The organism is Streptomyces sp. NPDC055099, assembly GCF_053607685.1.
In genome coordinates this window covers 66,063-90,061 of the sequence record NZ_JBSGUA010000010.1, presented here as the reverse complement: position 1 = coordinate 90,061, position 23,999 = coordinate 66,063, and the positions used below count along the sequence as shown (strand labels likewise).

Genomic DNA, 23,999 nt, shown 5'->3' with positions numbered 1-23,999 from the left:
CCTCTCTCCCTCCTCCCCGCCTCACCTCTCCTCTCCTCCCCTGACCGCACGGCGAAGGAGCAGCCATGCCCTCGCACCACTCCCCTGCCCGCCTCAACTCCCCTGTCAGCAGACGTACGTTGCTCGCCGCGGGCGGGGGCGCCGGGGCCGCTCTCGTCCTCGGCGGCACGTCGCCCGCCCGCGCCGCCGCCGAGCGGCGCCCCTCCCGCCGGACGCTGTACGTCGATCCGGCGGGCGGCGGCGACCACACCACGGTCCAGGCCGCGGTGGACGCCGCTTCCGGCCCGGGGTGGACACTGGTCCTCGCCCCGGGCACGTACCGCGAGACGGTGACCGTTCCCGAGACGAGCACGGGACTCACGCTCATCGGCGCGAGCGGCGACCCTTGCGACACGGTCATCGTGTACGACAACGCGGCGGGCACCCCGAAGCCCGACGGGTCCGGCACCTACGGCACCAGCGGCTCAGCCACCACGACGGTGCGAGCGGCCGGTCTCACCGCCCACGCGATCACGTTCGCCAACGACTGGGTGCGCGCCGACCACCCCGAGTACACCGGCACGCAGGCCGTCGCCCTCAAGGTCATGGGCGACCGCTCGGCGTTCTTCCGCTGCCGGTTCCTGGGCCACCAGGACACCCTCTACGCCGACACCGTGGACCTGGGTGCCTTCGCCCGCCAGTACTTCCGCGACTGTTATGTGGAGGGCGACGTCGACTTCGTCTTCGGCCGGGCCACCGCCGTCTTCGAGCGCTGCCGCTTCCACACACTGACCCGGAGCGACCTGGCGGCGGCACCGTACGGCTTCGTCTTCGCGCCGTCCACCGCGCTCGCCAATCCGCGCGGCTATCTCGTCACCCGCGGCCGGGTGACGAGCGACGCCCCGCACGCGTACTACAAGCTGGCCCGCCCCTGGGTCCCCAGCTCCGACACGACGGCCCGCCCCATGCTCACGGTGCGCGACACCCACCTGGGACCCGGCATCGACGCGGTGACCCCGTACGCGAACATGCGCGACGCCCACCCATGGCAGGCCCAGCGGTTCACGGAGTACCGCAACACGGGCCCGGGAGCGAGGGTCACCGTCCCGGACAACCGGCCCCAACTCACGCGTGCACAGGCCCGGTTCGCGACACGTGACGCCTACCTGAGGGACTGGGCACCTCGGCTCCGCCGAGAGCACTGACGACAGCGGACCACCAGTGACCGGAACTTGGTCACTGGTGGTCCGCTGTGACGGCTACTGGTAACTGATGTCCGACGCGCTGTACTTGCAGTACGTCCCGTCGGGGCCGCTGCCCGTCTCCTTGGGCTCGTCGCCCGAGCTGTTGCCCGTGTAGCGGATACAGGGCTTGATCTTCTTGCTGGAGTCGCCGTGGATGCGGATCTGGCGGAGGGTCGCCGTGTCGCCGTAGTTGGTGTTGATGCCGACCAGGGACTTGCCGGGCGCGGTCACGTCCACGTCGTTCACGGTGATCGTGCGCTTGTACTGCTTGGAGCAGTTGCCGCAGGAGCGGACCAGCTTGCCGAAGTCCGAGACCTGGAAGCCGCTGATGTTCAGCTTGCCCGCGCCGTTGAACTGGAAGACCTTGTCGTCGGCCTTCTTGGCGCCGCCACCAGTGACGTTGTACGTCGCGCCGGACGAGGTGCCCTTGAAGCTCGCCGCATCCTCGCCGACGTCCTCCCACCACACGTTCTGGATGGTGCAGGTGCCCGAGCAGTGCACGCCGTCGGCGGCTGGCTTGCCAAGGACGACGTTCTTCAGGACCGCGCCGTCCTTCAGCTTGAAGATCGGGTCCTGGCCCTCCTCCTGGCCGTCGCCTCCGAGGTCTCCGCTGCCGTAGAAGCGCTGGAGCCCACCGTCGTAGGTGCCGGACACCTCGATGGTCTTGGTGACGGGCTTGTTGCCGGTGGGGGTCGGCCAGGCGGCGGCCGTGGTCGCCGCTCCCGCCGGGGAGAGCAGCACGTTGGCGCCGAGCGTGGCGCCGGTCAACAGGAGTGCGCCGCCCGCCGCGCCCACGGCGCGGCGGCGGGTGAGGCGGCGCTTCTGGCTCCTGCGCAGTTCGGCTCGTTGCGGGGTCGGTTGCGGGGTCGGTTGCGTGGTCATGGAGACCGCTCTTTCGCTGGGGGGATGACCTTGCGGACCTTGCGTCTGCTGGTCTCCGCCCGGGTGCGGAAGGTTGCCGCCCTGCGGGGAATTCTCTGGGAAGTGCGGGCCAAGTCGCCGCCAGGAAGTGCGCGCGCAGTTCCCGCCAGGAGGTGCGCGCGCAGCCCCCGCTAGGAAGTGCGCGCGAAGTCGCCGCGCACCGCGGCCTTCCCGCCCGGCCCGGTCGCCTCCGCCGCGTACGTGTCCTCGCCTGCGTCCCTGCCGCCCTCGGCGTGGTTGTACTGACCCGCGAAGACGTGTTCGCCCTTCGGAACGGTCCGGCCCGCCTTCAGCGTCCAGCGGTAGACCAGCTCGTCGCCCTCCTCGCGTACGGAGACCGTGAAGTCGTCGGCGGGCAGTGAGCGCCAGTTGCCCGTGTCGGCGACCCCGCCGGTCTGCGCGACGCGCAGTTCGACGCGGAGCGCGGTGAGCGGTTCGCCTGTCTTGAAGGTGAGGGTGCTCTGCGCCCAGAAGTCGTTGCTCTGCGGGTCGACGGAGCCGTCGCTCCAGAGGTAGTCGTCCTCGACCCCCTTGGCGTCCGGCGCCAGGCGCCGCGTGGAGGGCGGCGGGTCGGACTTCTTCGGCGGCCGTTTCGTGTCCGGGTCGGCGTCCTTGCCGGGCGTGCCCTCCGTGGCCTTGCCCGACGGCCGCGCGGGCTCCGCCGGAGAACTGGGCCCGGCGTTCTCGTCGTCCGGCTCCGAAGCAGAGGGGCTCGGCCCGGCCGGGGACTCGGGGGCGGCGGGCGTGCCCACGGTGCTCGCCGGCGGCTCCTCGCCCTGGACGACCGAGGCGACGGCGTATCCGCCGAGTGCGAAGACCCCCGCCACGGCGGCGGTCGCGCCCGCGATCCGCAGCCAGGGGGCGGGCCGGCGCAGCGGGCCGCGGGAGGAGGCACCGAGGTCGACGGCGTCACGCTCCATGCCGCGCTCGACGCGGGCGAGCATCCGTTCCCTGTCGGGGCGGTGCTCGGCCGCGGCATCGCGCAGCTGCTTGCGTACGTCGTCCATCACTGCCTCCCTCCCACGAGTTGCGACGCGGCCCGATCACCGAGGAGCCGTTGCAGCTCCGCCATCCCCTTGGACGTCTGGCTCTTCACCGTACCGACCGATATCCCGAGGGTGAGCGCGCAGTCCTTCTCCGACAGGTCGAAGGCGTGCCGCAGCACCACACAGGCCCGCTTACGGAACGGCAGCGTACGCAACGCCTCCTGGACGTCGACGACAGCGGGTACGTCCGGGTCGTCGACGCCCTCCGCGCGCTGCCCCCAGAACAGTGCCACGCGGCGGCGTTCCCGCACGGCGCTGCGGATGCGGCTGCGGGCCATGTTGGCGACGACGCCACGGGCGTACGCGGCCGGATGATCGGCGGCCCTGACGCGGTCCCAGCGGTTCCAGAGCGCGACGAGGGCGTCGGCCGCCAGATCGTCCGCGGCGTCCTTCTCACCGGTCAGCATGTGTGCCAGGCGCGCCAGTTCGTTGTAGTGCCGCTCGAAGAAGTCGTGGAACTCCGCGGCGGCGGCGTCATCGACGGCTGTCCCCACGGGTGACCTCTTTCTGTGCTTGCGCGGCTCTGCCCGCGCGCTGGGTGGCCCCCGTGCCGCCGAAGCGCGGTGCGCGAGCATAGCAACGTCCGTGCGAGAGATCGAACAACGTCCGGAATCCCAGGCGGATCTGAGCCAGGCGATATGAGGTCATCCGGCACGGTTCAGGCCGTACTGCGGGACCGGTGCCGCGTCGGTGTCGATGTCGGTGTCGGTGCCCCGCATGTGGCCGTAGCGCACCACGCCGCGTGCGGGGTCCGGGGGCCGGGTGATGTCACCACCGACGACTCTCGGGGCGACGGACCGGTACAGGCGGCAACCTTCGCGCGTCCAGCGGCAACTGAGTCGAGGCACTCCCCCTCACGCTCTCCCCCGCAGGAGCCCCGATGCCCGAGCACCCGTACACCGAACTCCGCCGCAGCCGAGGCCCAGGCCCAGGCCGAAGAGCACGCCGGACCCGCGGCCGCGTCCTCCTCACCGCCGTCGTCGCGGGCGCACTCGCCGCCGGAGGGCTCATCGCCCTGTCGTCGACCTCGTCCGCGGCCACCACCCGCCAGGCCGAGGCCCTCGACCGAGGCGTGGTCAGCGTGCACACCGACGCCGGGAACCTGGTGAGCTGGCGCTGGCTCGGCACCGATGACGACGACGTGGCCTTCAACGTCTACCGAGGCGGTACGAAGGTCAACTCGTCCCCGGTCACCGGCTCGACGAACTACTTCCACGCGGGCGCCCCGAACAGCGCCGACTACACGGTGCGCGCGGTGGTCGACGGCACCGAACAGGGTGACTCCGTACACGCGGTGCAGTTCCGCGCCGGGTACAAGGACGTGCCGATCACGCCGCCCGCCGGGGGCACGACCCCGGACGGCGTGGCGTACACCTACGAGGCCAACGACGCGTCCGTCGGCGACCTCGACGGCGACGGCGCGCTCGACTTCGTACTGAAGTGGCAGCCCACCAACGCCAAGGACAACTCCCAGTCCGGCCACACCGGCAACACGATCATCGACGGCATCAAGCTGGACGGCACCCGGCTGTGGCGGATCGACCTGGGCAGGAACATCCGCTCGGGCGCCCACTACACGCAGTTCCAGGTGTACGACTACGACGGCGACGGCAGGGCCGAGGTCGCCACGAAGACGGCGGACGGCACGAAGGATGGCGCGGGCAAGGTGATCGGCAGCTCCTCGGCCGACCACCGCAACTCCGGCGGTTACGTCCTGACCGGACCCGAGTACCTGACCATGTTCGACGGCCGCTCCGGCGCCGCGCTCGACACGGTCGACTACGTCCCGGCGCGGGGCAACGTGTCGAGCTGGGGCGACAGTTACGGCAACCACGTGGACCGCTTCCTCGCCGGGACCGCCTACCTCGACGGCAGCAGGCCCTCACTGATCATGGCGCGCGGCTACTACACGCGCTCCGTCATCGCCGCCTGGGATTTCCGCAACGGCGCCTTCACCCGGCGCTGGACCTTCGACACCAACTCCTCGACCAACACCGGCAAGGGATACGACGGCCAGGGCAACCACAGCCTTTCGGTCGCGGACGTCGACAACGACGGCAAGGACGAGATCGTCTACGGCGCGATGACCGTCGATGACAACGGCAGCGGCCTGTGGACGACCAAGCTCGGGCACGGCGACGCCGGGCACGTCGGCGACCTCGACCCCTCGCGCACGGGCCTGGAGTACTTCAAGGTCTCCGAGGACAGCTCCAAGCCAGGCTCCTGGATGGCGGACGCCCGCACGGGCCAGCGCCTGTGGACCACGGCTTCGGGCTCCGACAACGGCCGGGGCGTGTCCGCCGACATCCACGCCGGTTCACCGGGCGCCGAGTCGTGGTCCGCGGCCGACAGCACCCTGCGCTCGCCGTCCGGGGCGTCGGTCGGCCGCAAGCCGTCCAGCATCAACTTCGTGAACTGGTGGGACGGCGACACCACCCGCGAACTCCTCGACGGCACCCGCATCGACAAGTACGGCACAGGCGGCGAGACCCGCCTCCTGACCGGCTCCTCGGTCTCGTCCAACAACGGCACGAAGGCGACCCCCGCCCTCTCCGGCGACATCCTCGGCGACTGGCGCGAGGAGGTCGTGTGGCGCACGTCGGACAACAAGGCGCTACGGATCTACTCCACCCCGCACGAGACAAAGACGAAGATCACCACCCTGCTCCACGACCTCCAGTACCGCACAGCCCTCACCTGGCAGAACACGGCCTACAACCAACCCCCGCACCCAAGCTTCTTCATCGGCGCGGGCATGGCAAAGGCACCGCGCCCGGCGGTCTCCACTCCCTGACCCGGCAGCGCACGGCCGCGCGGGACGTCACTACAGGTATCCGCAGGCCGCGCGTAGCAGAATGGCCGTGACCTCGTCTCTCCGGTCACGAGGCCCAACCGTGAGGAATGACGTTCTCGATGCAGACCGCCCTGTACCTTCCCGGCGCGGGTACCCTCCCCCGCTGGGTGCAGATCACGGTCGGCGTCGTCGTCCTTGGCCTGATCCTCGCCCGGCTGTGGCTGCACTTTCGGCGTAGGCGGTAGGAGGGCTTCCGTGCTCAGCCCGTCGCCGGCGCGGGGCCCGTGCTGGAGCGTACCGTCAGCTCAGGGGCGAGCAGCGTGACTTCGGCGGCGTCCTGGCCGCGCAGCTTCGCGACCACCCTGTCCACTGCCTGGCGGCCCATTTCCTGGGCGGGGATGGCCACGGAGGTGAGGCGTACCGATGCCTGGGTGGCCACCTGGTCGGGGCAGACGGCGATGACGGAGACGTCTTCCGGGATGGCGCGGCCCTGTTGGCGCAGGAGGCTCAGGAGTGGTTCCACCGCCGATTCGTTCTGTACGACGAACCCCGTCGTGCCGGGGCGTTCGTCAAAGATGCGCGAGAGGGTCGCGGCGAGCGCGTCGTACGTTCCCTCGCAGGGCCGGTGCAGCACGCGCACACCGAGTTCCCCGGCCCGCGTGCGCAGCCCTTCCAGGGTGCGCTCGGCGAACCCGGTGTGCCGCTCGTACACGGCGGGCGCCTCGCCGATCACGGCGATCTCCCGGTGGCCGAGCCCGGCAAGGTGCTCCACGCACTGGGCGCCGGTCGCGGTGAAGTCGAGGTCGACGCAGGTCAGGCCCGTGGGGTCGGCGGGGAGGCCGATGAGGACCGTGGGCCGGTCGGTCTCGCGGATCAGCGGGAGCCGCTCGTCGTGCAGTTCCACGTCCATCAGGATCATGGCGTCGGCGAGCGCGCTGCCCTCGATGCGGCGGACCGCCTCGGGGCCCTCCTCGCCGGTCAGGAGCAGCACGTCGTACCCGTGCGTGCGGGCGGTGGTGGCGACGGCGATGGCTATCTCCATCATCACCGGCACGTACATGTCGGTGCGCAGCGGGACCATCAGCGCGATGATGTTGGACCGGCTGCTGGCCAGGGCGCGGGCGCCGGCGTTCGGGTGGTAGCCGAGCTCGCGGATGGACCGCTCGACGCGGTCCTTGGTGGAGGCGGAGATGGACCGCTTGCCGCTGAGTACGTAGCTCACCGTGCTGGCCGAGACTCCGGCGTGGTGGGCTACCTCGGCAAGGGTGACCATGCGGCTCTCCTGGGCAGGTCTGGAGGCGGTGGCGAAGCGCTTCGACGTGGGGCCACATGTGACCTTAGAGGGACACCCATGTGCTGTCCATAGATCCGTCGAAGCGCTTCGACTGGTCGCTCAGCGGCGGGAGTTGTCCCCGTAAACGATGCCACGGCCGTTCGTGGCCACGTACACCCGCCCGAAGATCCGGGGGTCGCCGGTGATGGCCGCTCCGGTCCAGCCCCACTGACGGGTGTCGTCGTTGACGCGCACCCAGCTCTTGCCGCCGTCGGTGGAGCGGAAGATGCCGCGCACCCCCTCGATCTTCGCGCTGGTGAAGAGCGTCTGGTGGCCGGAGCCCGGCGCGGCCTTGCCGAAGCCGATCGTGTCGGCCTCCTCGACGCCCTGGACGCGGGTGAAGCTCGCACCGAAGTCCTTCGAGTGCCACAGGCCGTACGTCCCGCCTGCCTTGCCGCCCGCCAGCCAGATCTCCCCCGCCTGTCCCGGAACGGCCTTGAAACGCGCCGCTCCTTCGGCCGGAAGACCGGTGGACGCCCGCGCGGTGAAGGTCGCCCCACCGTCCCTGCTGACGTAGAACGTGCCGGACTTGAAGCCGTAGAACGTCTTCGGGTCGGCCCGGTCGGACTCGACGACGGCGCCCTGCGGGATGCCGGTGGCCGCCGTCCACGAGGCGCCCCGGTCGCCGCTGGTGTGCACGCCCGCGCCGTCCGGGCTCCACACGAAGCGGCTGCCGTCGGCCGACGCGGCGACCGTCCCGCCGCCGGAGACGCCTGAAGGCTCCTTGCCCGCGGCCCAAGTGGCGCCGTTGTCACCGGAGAAGGCGATGCGCGGGCCGCTGTCGAGCTGGCCGACCCGCACCACGACGTCGGGGTCGGACTCGGCGTGGTCGATGCTGGTCGTGGTGGTGAAGTTGGGCTCGGTGTACATCAGGGGCGGCACCTTGGTGACGTCCGTGTGGCGAAAGCCGCCGATGTCGCCGAGCGCGCTGAGCAGGGGCGCTCCGGAGGCGGGTGCCGCGAGGTCGTTGACGGCGGTCTCCTCCAGACCCTTCACCATCGGCGTGACGGTGAACTTGCCGCCGCTGTCCCACTGCTGGAGGTTACGGGTGCCGTAGACGGTGGCCCCGGTGCCATACATCATCCGGTCGGAGTCGAAGGGGTCGATCTCCAGGGCCTCGGTCATCCAGCCCAGTTTCGGGCTCTGTTCGGGCGGCGCAGGGCTCGCGCCCCAGGACAGCCAGGGCACGGACGAGATGTCCATGGTGTAGCGGTTGGTGCGCTCGGGATAGGCGCCGTAGTTCCAGGCGCCGGTCCAGCTGCCGCCGCTGTCGGTGGAGCGGAAGATCTGGGTGTCCGGATACCAGGAGCTGTACCCGGTGACCATGACGGTGCCCGGACGCTGCCGGTCGACGCTCAGCCCGCTGTAGCCGTAGTAGGTGTCGGCGTCGGCGGCGGGGCTGATGTTCTTCCACTCACCGGTTCGGGTCGCGTACCGCCACACCTGACCCTTGCCTCCGTCGTAGGGGCCGCCCTTGTCGCTGTAGGTGAGGTAGAGGTAGCCGTTCTCGGCGTCGAGCACGCCCTTGTGGGCCAGGTATCCGGTGGGCTGCCCCGCGAGGCGGGTCCAGGTGGCGCCCGCGTCCGTCGAGCGGTAGACGGCGTTTTCCTTGTCGGCGACGCCCACGTAGAGGGTCTTGGTGCGGGCGCCGGACGCCCCCGTGGACTCGTCGAAGGTGACCCAGGCGATGCCCTGGTTATCGGAGGCGTAGCCGGTCGTGTCCGAGGGGTCCTGCCGGTAGTTGCCGGGGTTGGGGAACGCGGTCACTTCCGACCAGGTGGCCCCGGAGTCGGTGGAGCGCCACAGACCGTGGCCGCTGGGCGCGCCCAGGTACAGCACACGGTTGTCGTGCGGGTCGACGGCGAGGCGTTCGCCCATGCCGCGGCCCGGCATGTTGCCGCCGAGCTTGAAGGGCAGGTCGGCCTTCTTCCAGGTCCTGCCCCGGTCGGCCGAGCGCATGACGGCGCCGTTTTTGGGGTCCCAGTCGTTGGTGTACGTCCCGACGGCGGCGTACACCTTGTCCGGATCGACGGTGTCGGACGCGAGGCTGACGACCCCGGTGTGACCCCAGTCGTCCCAGCCGACGGAGTCCAGCAGCGGGGTCCAGCTCCGCGACGACTCCTGCCAGCGGTAGGCGCCGCCGATGTCGGTGCGGGCGTAGGCGAGGTTCTTCTCGGCACGGTTGAAGATGATGCCGGGGACGAAGCCGCCGCCGTCGATGCGGACGTTCTTCCAGGTGTAGGCGGCCGATGGCTTCTTCTTGGTGGCGTCGTCGGCGCCGGAGGAAGGGGCGGCCGCGAGCAGCAGCCCCGGGATCAGGGCGAGGGCGCCGAGCAGTTTCCCGCCGCGCGTCATACGGCCGGTCATCGTGACCCCGGCCCGGGTTCGAGGAGCTCCGCGTAGGCGCCCATGGCCAGCGCGATGTCCACCTGCGCCCAGAAGCGGTGGTACGTGAACCGCGGGGCCGCTCCCCCGGCGAGATACGCCTCGACCTTGGGCCAGTCCGGGTCGTCTCGGTAGAAGGAGCGGATGGAGGTGAAGTCGGACCCGGAGTCGATGGTGTCGCCGTTCGGCATGGTGCCGGTCCAGCCGTTCGGGACGTACACCGCGTCGTCGAAGCGGTCGTAGTCGGCGCGGGTCTCGGGCACGGCGATGCCGAGGGGGTCGCGATGGTGCTGCCACATGCCGTCCAGGAGGGCCTTGGCCGTGGCGGCGGCCTCGGTGTGGCCGGTGGCGGCCGCGTAGTACGTGAGGGTCTTGGCGTAGGCGCCGGCCACGCCCACGTCGTTGGTGCGGTCGACGACGGAGACGTGAAGTCCCGTGTTGGCTCCCGGGTTTGAGGGGTTCCAGGTGTCGGGCTGACCGGACCACTTCAGCGTCGAGGGGAAGGTATAGGTGCCGTCGGCGGCGATCTCCGTCTCGGACAGGGCCCACTTCACCCACTGGTCCATGACGGTCTTGGCGGCGGGGTCGTCGGTCTCGTGGAGGTACTCGGCGACGCGCTCCATGGACCAGGCCTGGAAGCCGAACCACTGGTTGGACGGCGGGTCGTGGTAGACGGGCTTCTCGTCGTAGGCCATGCCGTAGAAGGTGGGGGTGCCGGCCGGGGGCTTCGCGTAACGGCCCTGCCAGCTGTTGGTGGCGCCGCCCGCGATGGCGCCCTCGGCGGACTGCAGCCAGCGGTAGAACTCGATCTGCCGGGTCAGGCTCTTGGCCCAGTCCGCCTTGCCCGAGGCCGACTTGGGGGCGAGCGGGGCGTAGGCACTGAGGGCGAAGGCGGCCAGGGGGTTCTGGTAGCCGCCGTGGTTGTGGCTGGAGCCGATGCGCCAGGCCCAGCCCGCGGAGGTGTCGGTGGCGCCGCCCCAGGCGTAGTACCAGGACAGCAGGTAGTGGGCGCTGTTCTTGCCGCTGCCGGGCGCGCAGCCGGACGGGTCGGTGCAGTCGCCGATGGTCTTGAAGTACTTGTCGAACAGGGCGTAGCGCAGGTAGTCGCCCATCTTGGCCGCCTTGGCGACCGTCGCCGCGACCTCGGACTCCTTGCCCTGGGCCGAGGCCCAGACGTGCGCCCAATAGGCGGCTTGGACGGCTCGGGCGTCGGCGTCGGGTGCGTTGGTGTACTTCCACTGCTTGGCGTAGGAGGCGTCGCCGGTGAAAAGGTCCAGGTAGCCGTTCTTGCCGCCGTGCGCGAACTCGTCGCGGGTGGGGTGCGGGACCGTCTCCCAGACCGACTCCTGGGAGCCGCGCTGGAAGGTGTTGATGTAGACGGGCCCCGCGGTGCCGCCGCCGTAGCCGTAGACGTTGTCGACGTCCTGGAGCCAGTGCATGCCGTAGATGTCGTCGGTGCCGTACGCGCTCTTCAGCTCGGCCGCGATCGGGTCCGCGCCGGCCTGGACGGCGGGGTCGAGACGGGCGGGGTACTGCGAGGGCTGGTCGTGTTCGGGGGCGTACGTGGCTGGTTTCGCCGCATTGTAGAAACTGTTCGTCGGCTGGTCTCCATGGCTCGGGATCATGAATTTTTCCATGGTTTCCCAGGCCGCGTTGAAACGTGTCCAGTCGCCGCTGACCTTGCCGTACATGGCCTGCAGCCAGAGCAGATAGCTGTATGCCTCGGATGTCGTCTCGTGCCCGTGGTCGGGGGCTTCGACAATGAGGGTTTCGACGGAGTGGTAGGGAATGCCGTCCGGCGAGAAATAGCCGTTCGCGGAATCGGTGATCTTCGCGTACAGGTCGAGGAAGCGCTGTTCGTACTCGGTGGCCGCGGGGGCGGCATGAGCGCTGTGACCTGCGGGGTTGAGGGCCACGATGACCGGTGCCAGCGCGGCTCCGGCGCCGAGGGTCAGCAGGTTGCGGCGGCTGATTTCCGGTCTTGAGGGGCCCGAGCGGGGGGATGGGGGGAATGCGGACATGCGGGGAGGTCTCCTGACGGCTCGATGGGGGGCGAGCTCCGCACGGGGAGCCGGGTAACCACTGAGAGCACCAGTGGGAGCGCTCCCAAAATTCAGCCGTACGGGCCCGATGTCAAGAGCCGGCGCATAAAAGGGAGTTGTCGAATGAATTCGACAGAGGCGATCCGGAGAATCTGAGAAACGCGACAACCTTTCCCTTCCCGGCGGCGACTTACTGCTGCGCACCGACTCCTCGGGCCAACCGCTCCGGCGGCGCGTTCGCCTGCGTCCAGGACGACCGACAGGCCGCGCTCGACGGCTGATTCCCCCCATCCGACCCACCCGAAGGGACTCCCCCACCATGAGCCGCAGTACTTCTTCCGCGGGTCCGCTGTGGCTGGTCGCGCAGTTCCCCGCGCCCCTTCGGGGCCCGGGGCTCACACGTCGAGCCCCTCTTCCCACCCCAAGGAGACCTGAGTGAGCCGCACCCCCACCCGATTCCGGCGCAGGGCCCTCGTCGCCCTGCCCGCCGCCGCCCTGCTCGCCCTCATACCGAGCAGCGCGACCGCCTACCCCAATCCCGGCCGGGTCACCGGCGACATCGTCGTGCACGACCCGACCCTGGCCCGCACCTCATCGGGCAAGTACCTGCTCTACTCGACCGGAGACGGCCTGCAACTGCGCACCTCCACCGACCGGATCACCTTCGGCCGCAGCGGCTCCGCCTTCCCCACCCGGCCGAGCTGGTGGAGCGACTACAACTCCACCGGGGACGTCTGGGCGCCCGACATCTCGTACCACGGCGGCAAGTACCTGATGTACTACTCCGTCTCGTCGTTCGGCTCGAACAAGTCGGCCATCGGCCTCGCGGGCTCCGCCACGGGTGAACCGGGCTCCTGGACCGACTACGGAGCCGTCTACACCTCGACCGCTTCCAGCGACTACAACGCGATCGACCCGAACCTCTTCGTGGACGACGACGGCAAGTGGTGGCTGTCCTTCGGCTCCTGGTGGACCGGCATCAAGATGATCCGGATCGACCCCGCGACCGGCAAGCAGTACGCGGGCGACACGGCCCGGCGCTCGCTCGCCTCGCGCCCCACCGGCACCAAGGCCGTCGAGGCGCCCTACATCGTCAAGCGGGGCGGCTACTACTACCTCTTCGCCTCGTACGACACGTGCTGCGCCGGCACCAGCTCCACGTACAAGATCAAGGTCGGCCGCTCCTCCAAGGTCACCGGTCCGTACGTCGACAAGAACGGCGTCGGCATGATGAACAACGGCGGGACTCCGGTCCAGGAGAGCCACGGCCGGTACATCGGCCCCGGGGGGCAGTCGGTCATGAAGGACACCGACGGCGACCTGCTCGTCTACCACTACTACGACGGCCAGGACAACGGCACCCCGAAGCTCGGCGTCAACCTCCTGAACTGGAGCTCGGGGTGGCCCGTCGCCTACTGATCCAGGCGTGAAGGGCTCAGCCCAGCCGGATCACGTTCCAGGACAGCGGCTCCAGGACGGCGCGCAGCGTGCCGTCCCGGAGTGCTGTTCCGGTGGTCACGTCGTGCGGGGTGACGCGCTCGGGCTCCGCGAGGGTGTTGCGCGCGTCGGGGTCCGCGTCGGCGAGGGCGCTGTGTTCGATGACGTCGCTCAACTCAAGGCCGTGGAGGGCGACTTCGAGCGGCAGCGGTTCACTCTGGCTGCGGTTGACCGCGAAGACGGTGACGGTGCCGTCGTCGGCGCGGACGGCCGTGGCGTGCAGCAGGGGCACCTCGCCGTACTTCGGCGTCCCGTGCGCGGGCGAGTCCACGCGTACGTCGAGGACCTGGCCGCGGCCGTGCCGTGAGGCCTGCGCGAAGGGGAAGAAGGTGGTCTGCCGCCAGGCCGGGCCGCCTGGCTCGGTCAGGATCGGCGCGATGACGTTGACCAACTGGGCCAGGCAGGCGACGGCCACCCGGTCGGCGTGCCGCAGGAGCGCGATCAGGAGCGAGCCGACGACGACCGCGTCCGTGACGGTGTAGTTGTCCTCCAGGAGGCGCGGGGCCTCGGGCCAGTCGCGCAGGCTCTCCTCGACCTCGGGGTGCGGCCGGGACTGGTACCAGACGTTCCACTCGTCGAAGGAGAGGTTGATCTTCTTCTCGGACTTCAGGCGGGCGCCCACGTGGTCGCAGGTGGCGACGACGTTCTCGATGAAGGACTCCATGTCGACGGCGGAGGCGAGGAACGAGTCCCGGTCGCCGTCGGTCTCCTCGTAGTAGGCGTGCAGGGAGATGTGGTCGACGAGGTCGTAGGTCTCGGCGAGGACCGTGGCCTCCCACGCGGCGAAGGTCTCCATCGACTGGCCGGAGCTGCCGCAGGCGACCAGTTCGACGTCCGGGTCCGCCTGGCGCATCGCGCGTGCGGTCTCGGCGGCCAGACGTCCGTACTCCTCGGCGGTCTTGTGGCCGGTCTGCCACGGCCCGTCCATCTCGTTGCCCAGACACCACATGCGGATGCCGAAGGGGCTCTTGTCGCCGTGCGCCGCGCGCAGGTCCGAGAGGGCTGTGCCGGAGGGATGGTTGGCGTACTCCTGGAGTTCGAGGGCCTCCTCGACGCCCCGCGTGCCCAGGTTCAGCGCCATCATCGGCTCGGCCTGCGGGCCGAGCTTGCGCAGGAACGCGATGTACTCGGAGAGCCCGAAGCGGTTGGTCTCCGTGGAGTGCCAGGCCAGGTCGAGGCGGCGCGGCCGCTCGTCGGCGGGGCCGACGGAGTCCTCCCACTTGTATCCCGAGACGAAGTTCCCGCCGGGATAGCGCACGGCGGTCACGCCGAGCTCGCGGATCAGGTCGAGCACGTCGGTGCGCAGCCCGTCCTCGTCGGCCGAGGGGTGGCCCGGCTCGTGGATGCCGGTGTAGACGCAGCGGCCGAGGTGCTCGACGAAGGAGCCGAAGAGCCGCGGGTCGACCTCGCCCACCGTGAAGGCGGGGTCGATGGTGAAGCGGGCGGTACGGGTCATGATCCCCTCAACTTGGTTCGATATACCGGACGTTGAACGAATTCCCGGACAGACCGTAAGGCGGTCGCCGCCAGGGGGTCAATGGGTCCGACGAGCTCCTGGCACGCGGGCCGGGGCGCCGACCGGCCCGCGCGGAGGGAGTGCCGTAGGTGGCCGCAGCCGTCAGTCCATGACCGGCAGTCGCATCAGACGCCGGACGTTGCGGTGGTAGATCTGATCGCGTGCGGCGTCCGTGAGGTCCAGTGCGTCGATGACGCGGATGGTCTCGCGGACGTACAGCGGTCCGCCCTCGGGGTCGAAGGGGCAGTCGGTGCCGAACAGGACGTGGTCGACACCGAAGAAGTCCAGGCCGCATCGAGTGCCGTTGGCGGAGCCCGACAGCGCGGTGTCGGCGTAGAACCGGCGAAAGTAGTCCAGCGGTGGCTTCGGCAGCCGTGCGCGGCGCAGCCGTTCGTAGTCCTCACCGGCCGTGCGGCAGCCGAGCTGATCGCTCCAGCCGAGGCCGATCCTGCCTTCCAGGTAAGGGATCATCGCCCCCAGGTGATGAGTGATGATCTTGATGTCCGGGTGCCGTTCGAGCAGCCCGGAGAAGACGAGGCGGGCCATGGCGACGCTGGTCTCGTAGGGCCACCCCAGAGCCCACCAGATCTCGTACGCGGAGGTGCTCTCGGCGGCGTAGTCCGCGAAGGCGGCGCCGCGGGTCGGGTGCATCCAGATCGGCAGGTCCCGCGCCGCCATGTCGGCGAACACGCCCCGGAAGGCCGGATCGTCCAGCGGCCTGCCGTTGACATTGGTGAACACCTGAACGCCGTGCGCCCCTAACTCGTCGATGGAGAAGGCGAGTTCGGCGAGTGCGGCATCGGGGGCGTTCATCGGCAGGGCGGCGACGAACGCCGGGAACCGGTCGGGGTGCCGCGCGCACAACTCGTGCATCGACGTGTTGGCGAGCCGCGCCAGGGCCGGGGACCCGGACGGTCCCGCGAGCAGTTCGACCGGCGGTGAGGACAGGGTCAGCACCTGCTGGTAGCCGTCGCCGAACTCGTCCATCATGCGCAGTCGCGCGTCGAGATCGTGCAGCGCGGGCAGTTCGAGCCACCGTTTGAGGGCGCCCGTGTCCACGGCGAGCTCCCGCATGCGCGCGAAGTACGGTGCGGGCAGGATGTGGCTGTACGCATCCAGTTTGCTGACAGTCATCGTTGTCCCCTCGATGTCTTCGGGACCCAGCGGGTGATCCTGCGGTCGACGGCCTGGACCAGTGCGGTGGCGGCGAGCGCGACCGCGATCACGACGAGGAGCACGGCGAGGACGCCCGCGCTGTCGAAGCGCCCGCCCGCCTCGGTGACGACGTGCCCCAGGCCGACGACGGCGATGAACATCTCACCGTTGATCATCCCGGTGACGGCGCGGCCGATGCCGAGGCGCACCCCGGCCATGATCATGGGCGCGGCGGCCGGCAGCACGACGCGCACCAGCACCTGCCCCTCCCCCGCGCCGTACGAGCGCGCCATCTCCGTCAGATGCGCGGGGGCCAACCGCACGGCCGAGGCCGTGTTGACGATGATCACGAACATCGCGTACATCACGACCACCGCGACGATCGAGGCGCGGCCCGCGCCGAGCAGCGCGAAGAAGACCGGCGCGAAGACCAGCGACGGGGCCGTGAGCAGCGCGTACACATACACGCCGAGCGCGGCCTCGACCTTGCGCCAGTGGCCCATGGCCATGCCGATGGCGAGGCCCGCCACGAGGGAGACGGCGAACCCCAGCGCCAGGTTGACCAGGCTGTCGCGCAGGCTCGCGTAGATCAGCCCGTCGGCGGCCAGTTCGCGCAGCCGGGCCAGGACCGTGCTCAGCGGCGGGAAGAACGAGGCGCCCGCCAGGCGCCCGGTCAGCTCCCAGGCCACGGCGCCGACGGCGAGACTGATCGCCGTGGCCGGCGCCCTCACCGGGCCACCTTCGGCGGGCGGTGCTCCGTGTGCATCGCGCGGAGCCGGTCCCAGAGGTACGCCGTGATCTCGGCGTACCGGCCCGAGCGTTCCAGGGAACCCACGTCGGCCGAGCGCGGCCGGGGCAGGTCCACCGGCACGATGTCCGCTATCCGTCCGGGCCGTGCGCTCATCAGGACGACGCGGTCTGCGAGCAGCACGGCCTCCGCCATGCTGTGGGTGATGAACACGACGGTCAGCCGGTGCTCCTCCCAGATCGACAGGAGCTCCTCCTGAAGCAGGCGCCGGGTCTGCTCGTCCACCGCTCCGAACGGCTCGTCCATGAGCAGCACCCGGGGCCGCACGGCCAAGGCCCGCGCGATGCCCACGCGTTGCTGCATGCCGCCGGACAGCTCACCGGGCAGCTTGCTCTCGAAGCCCGCGAGGCCCACCGTCCCGATCAGCGAGCGGGCGCGCTCCTCGCGTTCGGCCCGGCCGACACCGCGTACGCGCAGGCCGAAGGCGACGTTGTCGAGGACCGTCGCCCAGGGCAGCAGCGCGAAGTTCTGGAAGACCACGCTGCGGTCGGGGCCAGGACCGCGCACCGGCACGCCGTCGACGAGGATGTCACCGGCATCCCAGGGGGTCAGCCCGGCAACGGCCTTGAGCAGGGTGGTCTTCCCGCAGCCGCTGGGCCCGAGCACGGTCAGGAACTCGTTCGCGCCCACCTCCAGGTCCACGTCCCGCAACGCCTGGACGGTGGTCCCGTCCTGTCCGACGAAGCTCTTGCCCAGTCCATGGATCGTGATCATCGAGCGCCTCCCGCCGTCTGTGTCGCCGCCCATCGGGTCAGCTTGTGTTCGCCCCACCGCGCGACCGAGATCAGGAGCAGCGCCTCCGCCAGGATGATCACGACGGTGCCGTAGAGCTGTGGGGCCTTGAGCAGCCCGCGGTACGTCAGGATCAGCCCGCCCAACCCGTCGGAAACCATGAGCAGTTCGACGATGACCATGCCGGTGACCGCGCGCCCGATGCCGAGCCGGACGCCCGTCATGACCGCGGGGAGAGCGCCGGGCAGCAGGACGCGGGTCCAGATCTGCCGCTCGCGGGCCCCGAAGGAGCGGGCCATGTCGATCAGCGAGGGGTCCACCTGCCGCACGCCGGTCCGGCAGTTCACCACCACCATCACGACCGAGAAGACCGTGACCAGCAGGACTCGCGACGTCAGGCCCACCCCCACCGACATCACGAGCAGCGGAATGATCGCGGCCATCGGTGTGACGAGGAGGATGTTGAGGTAGACGTCCGCGTACCTCTCCAGGACCCGGAACCGGCCGAGGAGAACACCGGCCGGGACGCCGACGGCCAGGGCGAGACCGAAGCCGAGTACGAGCGCCTGATTGCTGATGTACAGGGCACGCCACAGCTCCGCGTCGGCGAGGAGCCCGGCCGTGGCTCGGACCGTCTCGGTGAAGCCCGGCAGGAGCAGGCCGCCCCGTTCGCGGGCGTAGAGCTCCCACGCCGCGGCGAAGACCGCGAACGTGAGGAGTTGATAAGGCCAGTTGGCGTCCACAATCCGTCGGCGTGCCGCCGCGAGGCCCGTCACGACGCGCCCTCGATGAAGCTGAGGTCGGCCGCGTCCTTCGCGGTCATCCCCCGCCCGATGACGCCCGCGCGGGCGAAGAAGTCGATGGTGCCCTGGACGTTGCGCCGGGTCAGGGCCGCCGCGTCGAACAGCTTCGCGTCGCGGTAGCGGCGGGCGGTCGTGACCACGTCCTCGTGGTCCTCGTCCGGCAGATACCGCTTCACCAGGTCCACCAGGTGCCGCGGATCGGCGTTGATCCTGCCGTGCTCCCGCACCAGGGCGGTGACGAACTCCTGGGCCACCTCACGGTGCCGATCGAGGAAGGCGGCGTTCGCGTAGACGGTCTGCGGGTGCAGGTCCGGCAGGCTTCGGGCGAAGTCGACGACCTTGGTGAGCCCGGCGGCGCCCGACGACTCCAGGGCGACCGCGTCGGACACCTCCAGCGGCGTCGCGTCGATCTCCCCCGAGGCGAGGGCCTGCGCGCGTACGTCCGAACCGCCGATGGTCAGGTAGTCGGGACGCTTGCCCGCACCGCACTCGGCGGCCACCCAGTCCTTGGCGATGGCGGTCGCCACCGCGCCCTCGCTGAAGATCCCGAACGGGCGCCCGTCCAGGTCGTCGCAGGACGAGACGGCGGACCTGCCGTACAGCGCCCACTGGTTGCCGACGACGTCGGCGATGATCTTGATGGGGGCGTCCTGTTCGATGGCGCTCAAGGCCGGGCCCGTCGCCTCGGCCGAGATCGCGTAGTCCCCCTTGGCCAGCCCTTCGACGGCCAGTTCCGGTTCCGCCAGTTCCACGACGTCGACCTCGTGGCCCTGGTCGCGGAGGGTGTCGACGGCCGCCAGGAGCGGCACGGTCGTGAGGTCCGGTTCGATGAGCGCCACGGTGAACGAGAGCTTCCCGTCCGCGCGGATGTGGGTGCCCGCGCCGCCGCAGGCGGTCGCGGTGACGACGGTCAGGAGCGCGACGGCGGCGAGCCGTTTCGCGCGGGTCCAGACGTGCATGATCTCCCCCTTCGATTCCTCCACTCGCTTCGGCCGATCCGTTCGTCCTCCTCTCGCCCGTGTCCCGTCGGTACGTTCCGTGCGCGTTCGGTTCCGTGCGCGTTCGGTTCCGTGCGCGTTCCCCAAGGTCATCGCGCAGGAAAACGTATTCCTTGCCGGGATGCTAGCGAGGGGGCCCTCCGCGCCGTCAAGGGGTCAACTCCGGCCAACAGAACGGACATTGTGCGACAGCGTTGCGAACCTCAGGCGCCCTGTGGCACGTTGGGGCAAACGTTTCCCGTGGAGGTGGGCCGTGACTTCGCTGGTGGATGTCGCCCGGGCGGCGGGGGTGGCCGTGGCCACGGCGTCGCGGGTGCTGAGCGGGTCCGACCATCCCGTCTCGGCCGCCACACGCGCCAAGGTCATCGCGGCGGCCGAGAAGCTGGACTACTCGCCGAGCGCCCTGGCACGGGCGATGGTCTCGCCCAACAGCCGCCTCGTGGGCGTCCTGGTGAGCGACATCGCCAACCCGTACTTCTCCGTGATCGCCCGCGGCGTGGACGACGTGGCGACCCGCGCCGGCTACGTGACCATGCTGTCCAACGTGGACCGGAACACCGGCACGGAGATCGGCCGGCTGCAGGCGATGCGGGACTACCGCGCCGCGGGAGTGATCTTCGCGGGCAGCGGTCACGACGACGACCCGCGCCACACGGACCTGGTCAAGGCCGTCCGCCAGGCGCGGGAGCAGGGCATCCGGGCCGTGTCACTCGCCGACCGCGACCTCGGCTGCCCGACGATCACCGTCGACAACCACGCCGCGGCCCGGGACGTCACGGACCACCTCGTCGCGCTCGGCCACCGCCGGATCGCGTTCATCGAGGGGCCGCCCGGCATGACCGTCACCCGGCAGCGCAAGGAGGGCTTCCTCGCGGGCATGCGCGACGCCGGGCTCGACGGGGGCGCGCACTGCGTGCCGGGCGGCTTCGACCACGAGGCCGGTCACACGGCGACTTTGCGGCTCATCGCGCGCCGGCCGCTGCCCGACGCGGTCCTCGCGGCCAACGACGAGGTCGGGATCGGCGCGCTCGGCGCCTTGCGTCAGGCGGGTGTCGACGTGCCGGGCGAGATCTCCGTCGCCGGCATCAACGACCTCGCGGTCGCCCGGCACGTCGGCCTGACCTCGGTGAGCCTCCCGCTGTACGAGATGGGTTCCCTGGCCGCGCGGCACATCATCGAGTCCCCGCCGGGCTCCGGCACCGACGGCGGTGCGGCCACCACGCTCAGCCATCGGCTCGTCCCCCGGGAGACCACCGCCCGGCGCCCGCCGGAGCGTTGAAGGACCGGGTGGTGAGGACCGGGTGGTGAGGGACCGGGTGGTGAGGCCCGCTACTGGCCGGCCAGGCCCGTGTGGGCCACACCGCTGACGATCTGGCGCTGGAAGAAGACGAAGACGACGATCAAGGGCAGGCCCGCCATGAGGCCGCCCGCCATGAGCTGCGCCCACTGGATGCCGTAGGAGTTCATGACGGTCGCGATGCCGTTCGGCATCGTCATCAGATCGGGGTTGTTGGTCACCATGTACGGCCACAGGAAGTTGTTCCAGGACGCGATGAACGTGAAGATCCCGACGGCCGAGAGCGAGGGCCTGGACAGCGGAAGGACGATGGTGAAGAAGACCCGCCAGCGTCCGGCGCCGTCGATGTACGCGGCCTCCTCCAGCTCGTGCGGGATCGACTGGAAGAACTTGTAGAGGATGTAGACCATCGCGGCGGGCGCGCACTGCGGCAGGATCATGCCCCAGTAGGTGTCGACCATCCCCATGGACTGGACGGTCGTGAAGAGCGGGACGCCGAGCACGGCCGGCGACACCATCAGCCCCGCCATCACGAGGCCGAGCAGCACGTTCTTGCCGCGGAACTCGGTGCGCGCGAAGCCGTACCCGGCGAGCGCGCTGACGAACACCACGATGAAGGTGACACACACCGACACGACCACCGAGTTCACGAACCAGTTGGTGATGTTGCCGCTCTCGAAGAGCGCCTTCCACGCCTGGCCGGTCCACTCCTCGGGCACCCAGTGGGTGGGCACCTCGACGGCCTCGGTCTCCGACTTCAGGGACGTGAACAGGGCCCACAGCAGGGGCGTCATCCACAGCGCGGAGACGAGGACGCCGAGCGCGGTCAGCACGATCTGGCTCGGGGTCCACTTCTTCCTGCGGCTCTTCGCGGCGGTCTTGGGCTGGGTCTTGGGTACGACGGCCGTGCTCATCGCACGCCCTCCTCACGCTTGCGCAGGAGCCACATCCGGCCGAGGGCGACGGCCGCGATGAGCACGAAGAAGATGATGGAGATCGCCGAGGCGTAGCCCACGCGGTAGGCGGTGAAGCCCTCCTCGAGGGTGTACTGGACGAAGGTGCGGGTGCTTTCCTCCGGTCCCGGGCCGAAGTCCTGCATCACCACGGCCTGGTCGAAGACCTGGAGCGAGGCGAGTATCTGCAGCGTGATCACCAGACCGGTGATGTTGCGCAGCATGGGCAGGGTGATGTGCACCAGCCGATGCCAGGCGCCCGCGCCGTCGAGTTCGGCGGCCTCGTACAGATGCTTCGGGATGTTCTGGAGCGCCGCGAGGAAGAGCAGGAAGCTGAAGCCGACCGTCCACCACAAGGTGGTGATCACGACGGCGAGCAGGGCGGTGGACTTCTGGGTCAGCCAGGGCGTGTCGAGGCCGAAGACGTGGTTGATCATTCCGGTGCCCGGGTTGAACAGCCACTGCCACAGGTTGCCCGCGACCGTCGACGGCAGCAGGAAGGGGGCGAAGAAGCACAGCCGCCACAGCCATTTCGCGCGCTCGATGTGGTGGGCGAGCATCGCGAGAAGGAACGCGAGGACGACGATGCAGGGCACCACGAGCAGGGTGAAGTACGCGCTGTGGCCCAGGGAGTCCCACAGCAGCGGACTGTCGAGGGCCTCGCGGTAGTTGTCGAGGCCCACGAAGCTCGCGCCCGTGCCGGAGATGTTGGTGTCGGTGAAGCTCAGCCACAGGCCGCGGCCGATCGGCAGCAGCACGAACAGCGCGAACAGGACGAGGAACGGGGCCACGAACCAGCCGCCGTGCTGTACGCGACGCGTCAGCCGGGTCCGCAGCGAATCGGCGTCCGCCGCCGGGGCGGACCGTACGGCGGGCGGGGCCACCGCGGTGTCGACGGCGCTCATGCGGCGGACCCTCCCTCGGTGGCGGCTCTGCCTTCCATCGGGTTCCTCATCGCGACCAGCTTTTCGAGTACGTCCTTCATGCGGCGCGCGGTGGCGTCGGGCTTGGCGGAGCCGACGTTGGAGGAGGCGATGACGGGTCCGATGCGCTGGGCGAGGAGCCCGGTGGATCCCGCGAACCAGGCGGGCGGCTCGACCGCCATGTGGTCCATGGCGGACACGTACTCGGACTGCGGTTTGAGTGCCACGTACTTCTTGTCGTCGAGCGTCGGCAGATCTGCGGGGATGTGACCGCCGCGCGCCCAGGCCGTCGCGTTCTTGACGACGTACGCGGCCAGTTGGTGCGCGCCCTCGTTGGTGGCGCCGCCGCGCCGCGCCTGGTGCGGCAGGACGAAGCAGTGCGACTCGGTGTGGGTGGCGGGCTTCCCGAAGATGGGCGGCAGCGGGGTCGCGCCGTACTTCAGCTTCGCGCCGCTGAAGACGGGGACCGACCAGTTGCCCTCCCAGGCGAAGGCGCCGCCGTTGACGAAGGCCTCGCCGTCGGCGACGCCGATCGCGGTGGAGTAGCCGTCGGTCAGGTGCCGGCGCAGGAACTCCAGGACCTGGGTGGCCTTGTCGGTGTCGAGGGTGACGCCCTGGCCGTCGGCGCTGAGGACGGTGCCGCCGAGCTGGGTGTAGAAGGACAGGAAGAACCACCAGGAGAAGTTCGGCTCGTCCGCCTTGATGCCGATGGTGTGCACGTCACCCTTGACGGCCTTCTTCGCGGCCTTGAGCGCCTTGAACCAGTCCTCGGTCGAGGTGACCTGCGCGAGCTCGCCGCCCGCGTCGAGCAGCCCCGCCTTCTCGCACACGTCCCGGCGGTAGAAGCAGAGCTGGGCGTGGATGTCGAGGGGCAGGCCGTAGAGCTTGCCGTCGACTGTGGCGCGCTTCCACAGCACCGGGTCGAAGTCCGCCTCGCGCACCCCGTACCGGGCGAGCAGCCGCACGTCCCAGGGGTCGAGGAGCCGGCCGGGCGCGAAGCCGGGTATGCGGCCCAGGTGCATCACCGCGAGGTCGGGGGCGCGGTTCCCCGACGCGGCCATGGCGAGCTTGGTGTAGTACGGGTTGCCCCACTGGAGGGTGGAGTCCTTGACGTCGACCCGGGGGTGCGCGGCGCGGAACGCGTCCAGCATCGCGATCATGTTGGCGCCGTCGCCGCCGGAGAACAGATTCCAGTAGCGGACCCGTACGTCCGCGTCCGACGCGATCGCGGACGCGCTGCGATTCGCGGCGGCGAGTCCGAAGCTGCCCGCTACGGCGAGCGCTCCGATGCCGCCGAGCACACCTCGTCGGCTCGGGAGGGGTGGTGACATTGCGGCTCACTTCTGTTCGATATCTCGAATGCTGCTCGCAACTTCGAACGGGACCGTAGGGTCGAACGCGGTGCCAGTCAACGGTTCGGACAGAGACCGGGGGCCAAGCCCCCGAATCTCACGGCAGTTGTTCGAGATCACGAACCCCGGAAGTTCACCTGGGCCACTTCCTGCGCGATGCGTTGACGCGCCGCTCCCCGCTCTCTAAGTTGCCGTTCGACCCACTGATCAGCGTTCGAAAT

Annotated in this window: 20 protein-coding genes and 1 pseudogene; 5 read left to right on the top strand and 16 right to left on the bottom strand. The window is 70.0% G+C overall.

The features are described 5' to 3' along the window. The first annotated feature begins 65 nt into the window (after positions 1 to 65). Positions 66 to 1,184, top strand: coding sequence for a pectinesterase family protein (locus ACWFRU_RS24270; RefSeq protein WP_453690164.1), 1,119 nt, complete (start codon positions 66 to 68; stop codon positions 1,182 to 1,184). A gap of 54 nt (positions 1,185 to 1,238) precedes the next feature. On the opposite strand, the gene ACWFRU_RS24265 is transcribed toward ACWFRU_RS24270, so the two are convergent. The 4 genes from ACWFRU_RS24265 to ACWFRU_RS24250 form a co-directional block, all read right to left on the bottom strand. Continuing rightward, positions 1,239 to 2,105, bottom strand: coding sequence for a pectate lyase (locus ACWFRU_RS24265; protein ID WP_453690162.1), 867 nt, complete (start codon positions 2,103 to 2,105; stop codon positions 1,239 to 1,241). A 170-nt stretch (positions 2,106 to 2,275) separates the two neighbouring features. Then, on the bottom strand, positions 2,276 to 3,151 hold the full coding sequence (locus tag ACWFRU_RS24260; RefSeq protein ID WP_453690160.1) for a hypothetical protein: 876 nt from the start codon (positions 3,149 to 3,151) through the stop codon (positions 2,276 to 2,278). Further along, positions 3,151 to 3,684 (bottom strand): SigE family RNA polymerase sigma factor, encoded by a 534-nt coding sequence (locus ACWFRU_RS24255; protein WP_453690158.1) that lies wholly within the window; start codon positions 3,682 to 3,684, stop codon positions 3,151 to 3,153. The genes ACWFRU_RS24260 and ACWFRU_RS24255 overlap by 1 nt, the downstream gene beginning before the upstream one ends. Positions 3,685 to 3,834: 150 nt before the next feature. After that, a complete protein-coding gene (locus tag ACWFRU_RS24250) occupies positions 3,835 to 4,038 on the bottom strand; it encodes a hypothetical protein (protein ID WP_453690156.1) in 204 nt (67 codons plus the stop codon). Positions 4,039 to 4,070: 32 nt separating this feature from the next. Between ACWFRU_RS24250 and ACWFRU_RS24245 the strand changes: the two genes are divergently transcribed. Both ACWFRU_RS24245 and ACWFRU_RS24240 read left to right on the top strand, forming a co-directional pair. Continuing rightward, positions 4,071 to 5,984 (top strand): rhamnogalacturonan lyase, encoded by a 1,914-nt coding sequence (locus tag ACWFRU_RS24245; protein WP_453690154.1) that lies wholly within the window; start codon positions 4,071 to 4,073, stop codon positions 5,982 to 5,984. A gap of 119 nt (positions 5,985 to 6,103) precedes the next feature. Next, positions 6,104 to 6,229: a hypothetical protein gene (locus ACWFRU_RS24240; protein ID WP_453690152.1), complete on the top strand. Its 126-nt coding sequence runs from the start codon at positions 6,104 to 6,106 to the stop codon at positions 6,227 to 6,229. A gap of 14 nt (positions 6,230 to 6,243) precedes the next feature. Here the strand turns inward: ACWFRU_RS24240 and ACWFRU_RS24235 are convergent, their stop codons facing one another. From ACWFRU_RS24235 to ACWFRU_RS24225, 3 genes and pseudogenes are all read right to left on the bottom strand, one after another. Then, positions 6,244 to 7,257, bottom strand: a complete 1,014-nt coding sequence (locus ACWFRU_RS24235) for a LacI family DNA-binding transcriptional regulator (RefSeq protein ID WP_453690150.1) — start codon at positions 7,255 to 7,257, stop codon at positions 6,244 to 6,246. A gap of 120 nt (positions 7,258 to 7,377) precedes the next feature. After that, the gene (locus tag ACWFRU_RS24230) at positions 7,378 to 9,684 is read right to left on the bottom strand and encodes a xyloglucanase (protein WP_453690148.1); all 2,307 of its coding nucleotides are present in this window, start codon (positions 9,682 to 9,684) and stop codon (positions 7,378 to 7,380) included. After that, positions 9,681 to 11,564: pseudogene (locus ACWFRU_RS24225) on the bottom strand (glycoside hydrolase family 48 protein); the annotation flags it as partial. The pseudogene ACWFRU_RS24225 and the gene ACWFRU_RS24230, both read right to left, overlap by 4 nt. Positions 11,565 to 12,179: 615 nt before the next feature. Here ACWFRU_RS24225 and ACWFRU_RS24220 point away from each other — a divergent pair. After that, positions 12,180 to 13,163 (top strand): arabinan endo-1,5-alpha-L-arabinosidase, encoded by a 984-nt coding sequence (locus ACWFRU_RS24220; protein WP_453690147.1) that lies wholly within the window; start codon positions 12,180 to 12,182, stop codon positions 13,161 to 13,163. A gap of 16 nt (positions 13,164 to 13,179) precedes the next feature. On the opposite strand, the gene arfA is transcribed toward ACWFRU_RS24220, so the two are convergent. From arfA to ACWFRU_RS24190, 6 genes are all read right to left on the bottom strand, one after another. Next, a complete protein-coding gene (gene arfA / locus ACWFRU_RS24215) occupies positions 13,180 to 14,697 on the bottom strand; it encodes an arabinosylfuranosidase ArfA (RefSeq protein WP_453690145.1) in 1,518 nt (505 codons plus the stop codon). 162 nt (positions 14,698 to 14,859) lie between these two features. Then, complete coding sequence (locus ACWFRU_RS24210) at positions 14,860 to 15,891, bottom strand: amidohydrolase family protein (RefSeq protein ID WP_453690143.1); 1,032 nt, start codon at positions 15,889 to 15,891, stop codon at positions 14,860 to 14,862. Continuing rightward, a complete protein-coding gene (locus ACWFRU_RS24205; RefSeq protein WP_453690141.1) occupies positions 15,888 to 16,643 on the bottom strand; it encodes an ABC transporter permease in 756 nt (251 codons plus the stop codon). The genes ACWFRU_RS24210 and ACWFRU_RS24205 overlap by 4 nt, the downstream gene beginning before the upstream one ends. Then, on the bottom strand, positions 16,640 to 17,434 hold the full coding sequence (locus tag ACWFRU_RS24200; protein WP_453690139.1) for an ABC transporter ATP-binding protein: 795 nt from the start codon (positions 17,432 to 17,434) through the stop codon (positions 16,640 to 16,642). Before ACWFRU_RS24200 ends, ACWFRU_RS24205 begins: the two co-directional genes overlap by 4 nt. Next, the gene (locus tag ACWFRU_RS24195; RefSeq protein ID WP_453690137.1) at positions 17,431 to 18,228 is read right to left on the bottom strand and encodes an ABC transporter permease; all 798 of its coding nucleotides are present in this window, start codon (positions 18,226 to 18,228) and stop codon (positions 17,431 to 17,433) included. Before ACWFRU_RS24195 ends, ACWFRU_RS24200 begins: the two co-directional genes overlap by 4 nt. Next, positions 18,225 to 19,214, bottom strand: coding sequence for an ABC transporter substrate-binding protein (locus ACWFRU_RS24190; RefSeq protein ID WP_453690135.1), 990 nt, complete (start codon positions 19,212 to 19,214; stop codon positions 18,225 to 18,227). The genes ACWFRU_RS24195 and ACWFRU_RS24190 overlap by 4 nt, the downstream gene beginning before the upstream one ends. Before the next feature lie 292 nt (positions 19,215 to 19,506). Between ACWFRU_RS24190 and ACWFRU_RS24185 the strand changes: the two genes are divergently transcribed. After that, positions 19,507 to 20,532, top strand: a complete 1,026-nt coding sequence (locus ACWFRU_RS24185) for a LacI family DNA-binding transcriptional regulator (RefSeq protein ID WP_453690133.1) — start codon at positions 19,507 to 19,509, stop codon at positions 20,530 to 20,532. A gap of 50 nt (positions 20,533 to 20,582) precedes the next feature. Here ACWFRU_RS24185 and ACWFRU_RS24180 read toward each other — a convergent pair whose 3' ends face one another. The 3 genes from ACWFRU_RS24180 to ACWFRU_RS24170 are packed head-to-tail and all read right to left on the bottom strand — an operon-like array spanning position 20,583 to position 23,757. Then, a complete protein-coding gene (locus ACWFRU_RS24180) occupies positions 20,583 to 21,464 on the bottom strand; it encodes a carbohydrate ABC transporter permease (RefSeq protein WP_453690131.1) in 882 nt (293 codons plus the stop codon). Continuing rightward, positions 21,461 to 22,408 carry a carbohydrate ABC transporter permease gene (locus ACWFRU_RS24175; protein ID WP_453690129.1) on the bottom strand — a complete coding sequence of 316 codons (948 nt, stop codon included), beginning with the start codon at positions 22,406 to 22,408 and terminating at the stop codon, positions 21,461 to 21,463. The genes ACWFRU_RS24180 and ACWFRU_RS24175 overlap by 4 nt, the downstream gene beginning before the upstream one ends. Next, positions 22,405 to 23,757, bottom strand: coding sequence for an extracellular solute-binding protein (locus ACWFRU_RS24170; RefSeq protein ID WP_453690127.1), 1,353 nt, complete (start codon positions 23,755 to 23,757; stop codon positions 22,405 to 22,407). Before ACWFRU_RS24170 ends, ACWFRU_RS24175 begins: the two co-directional genes overlap by 4 nt. Positions 23,758 to 23,999 lie beyond the last annotated feature (242 nt).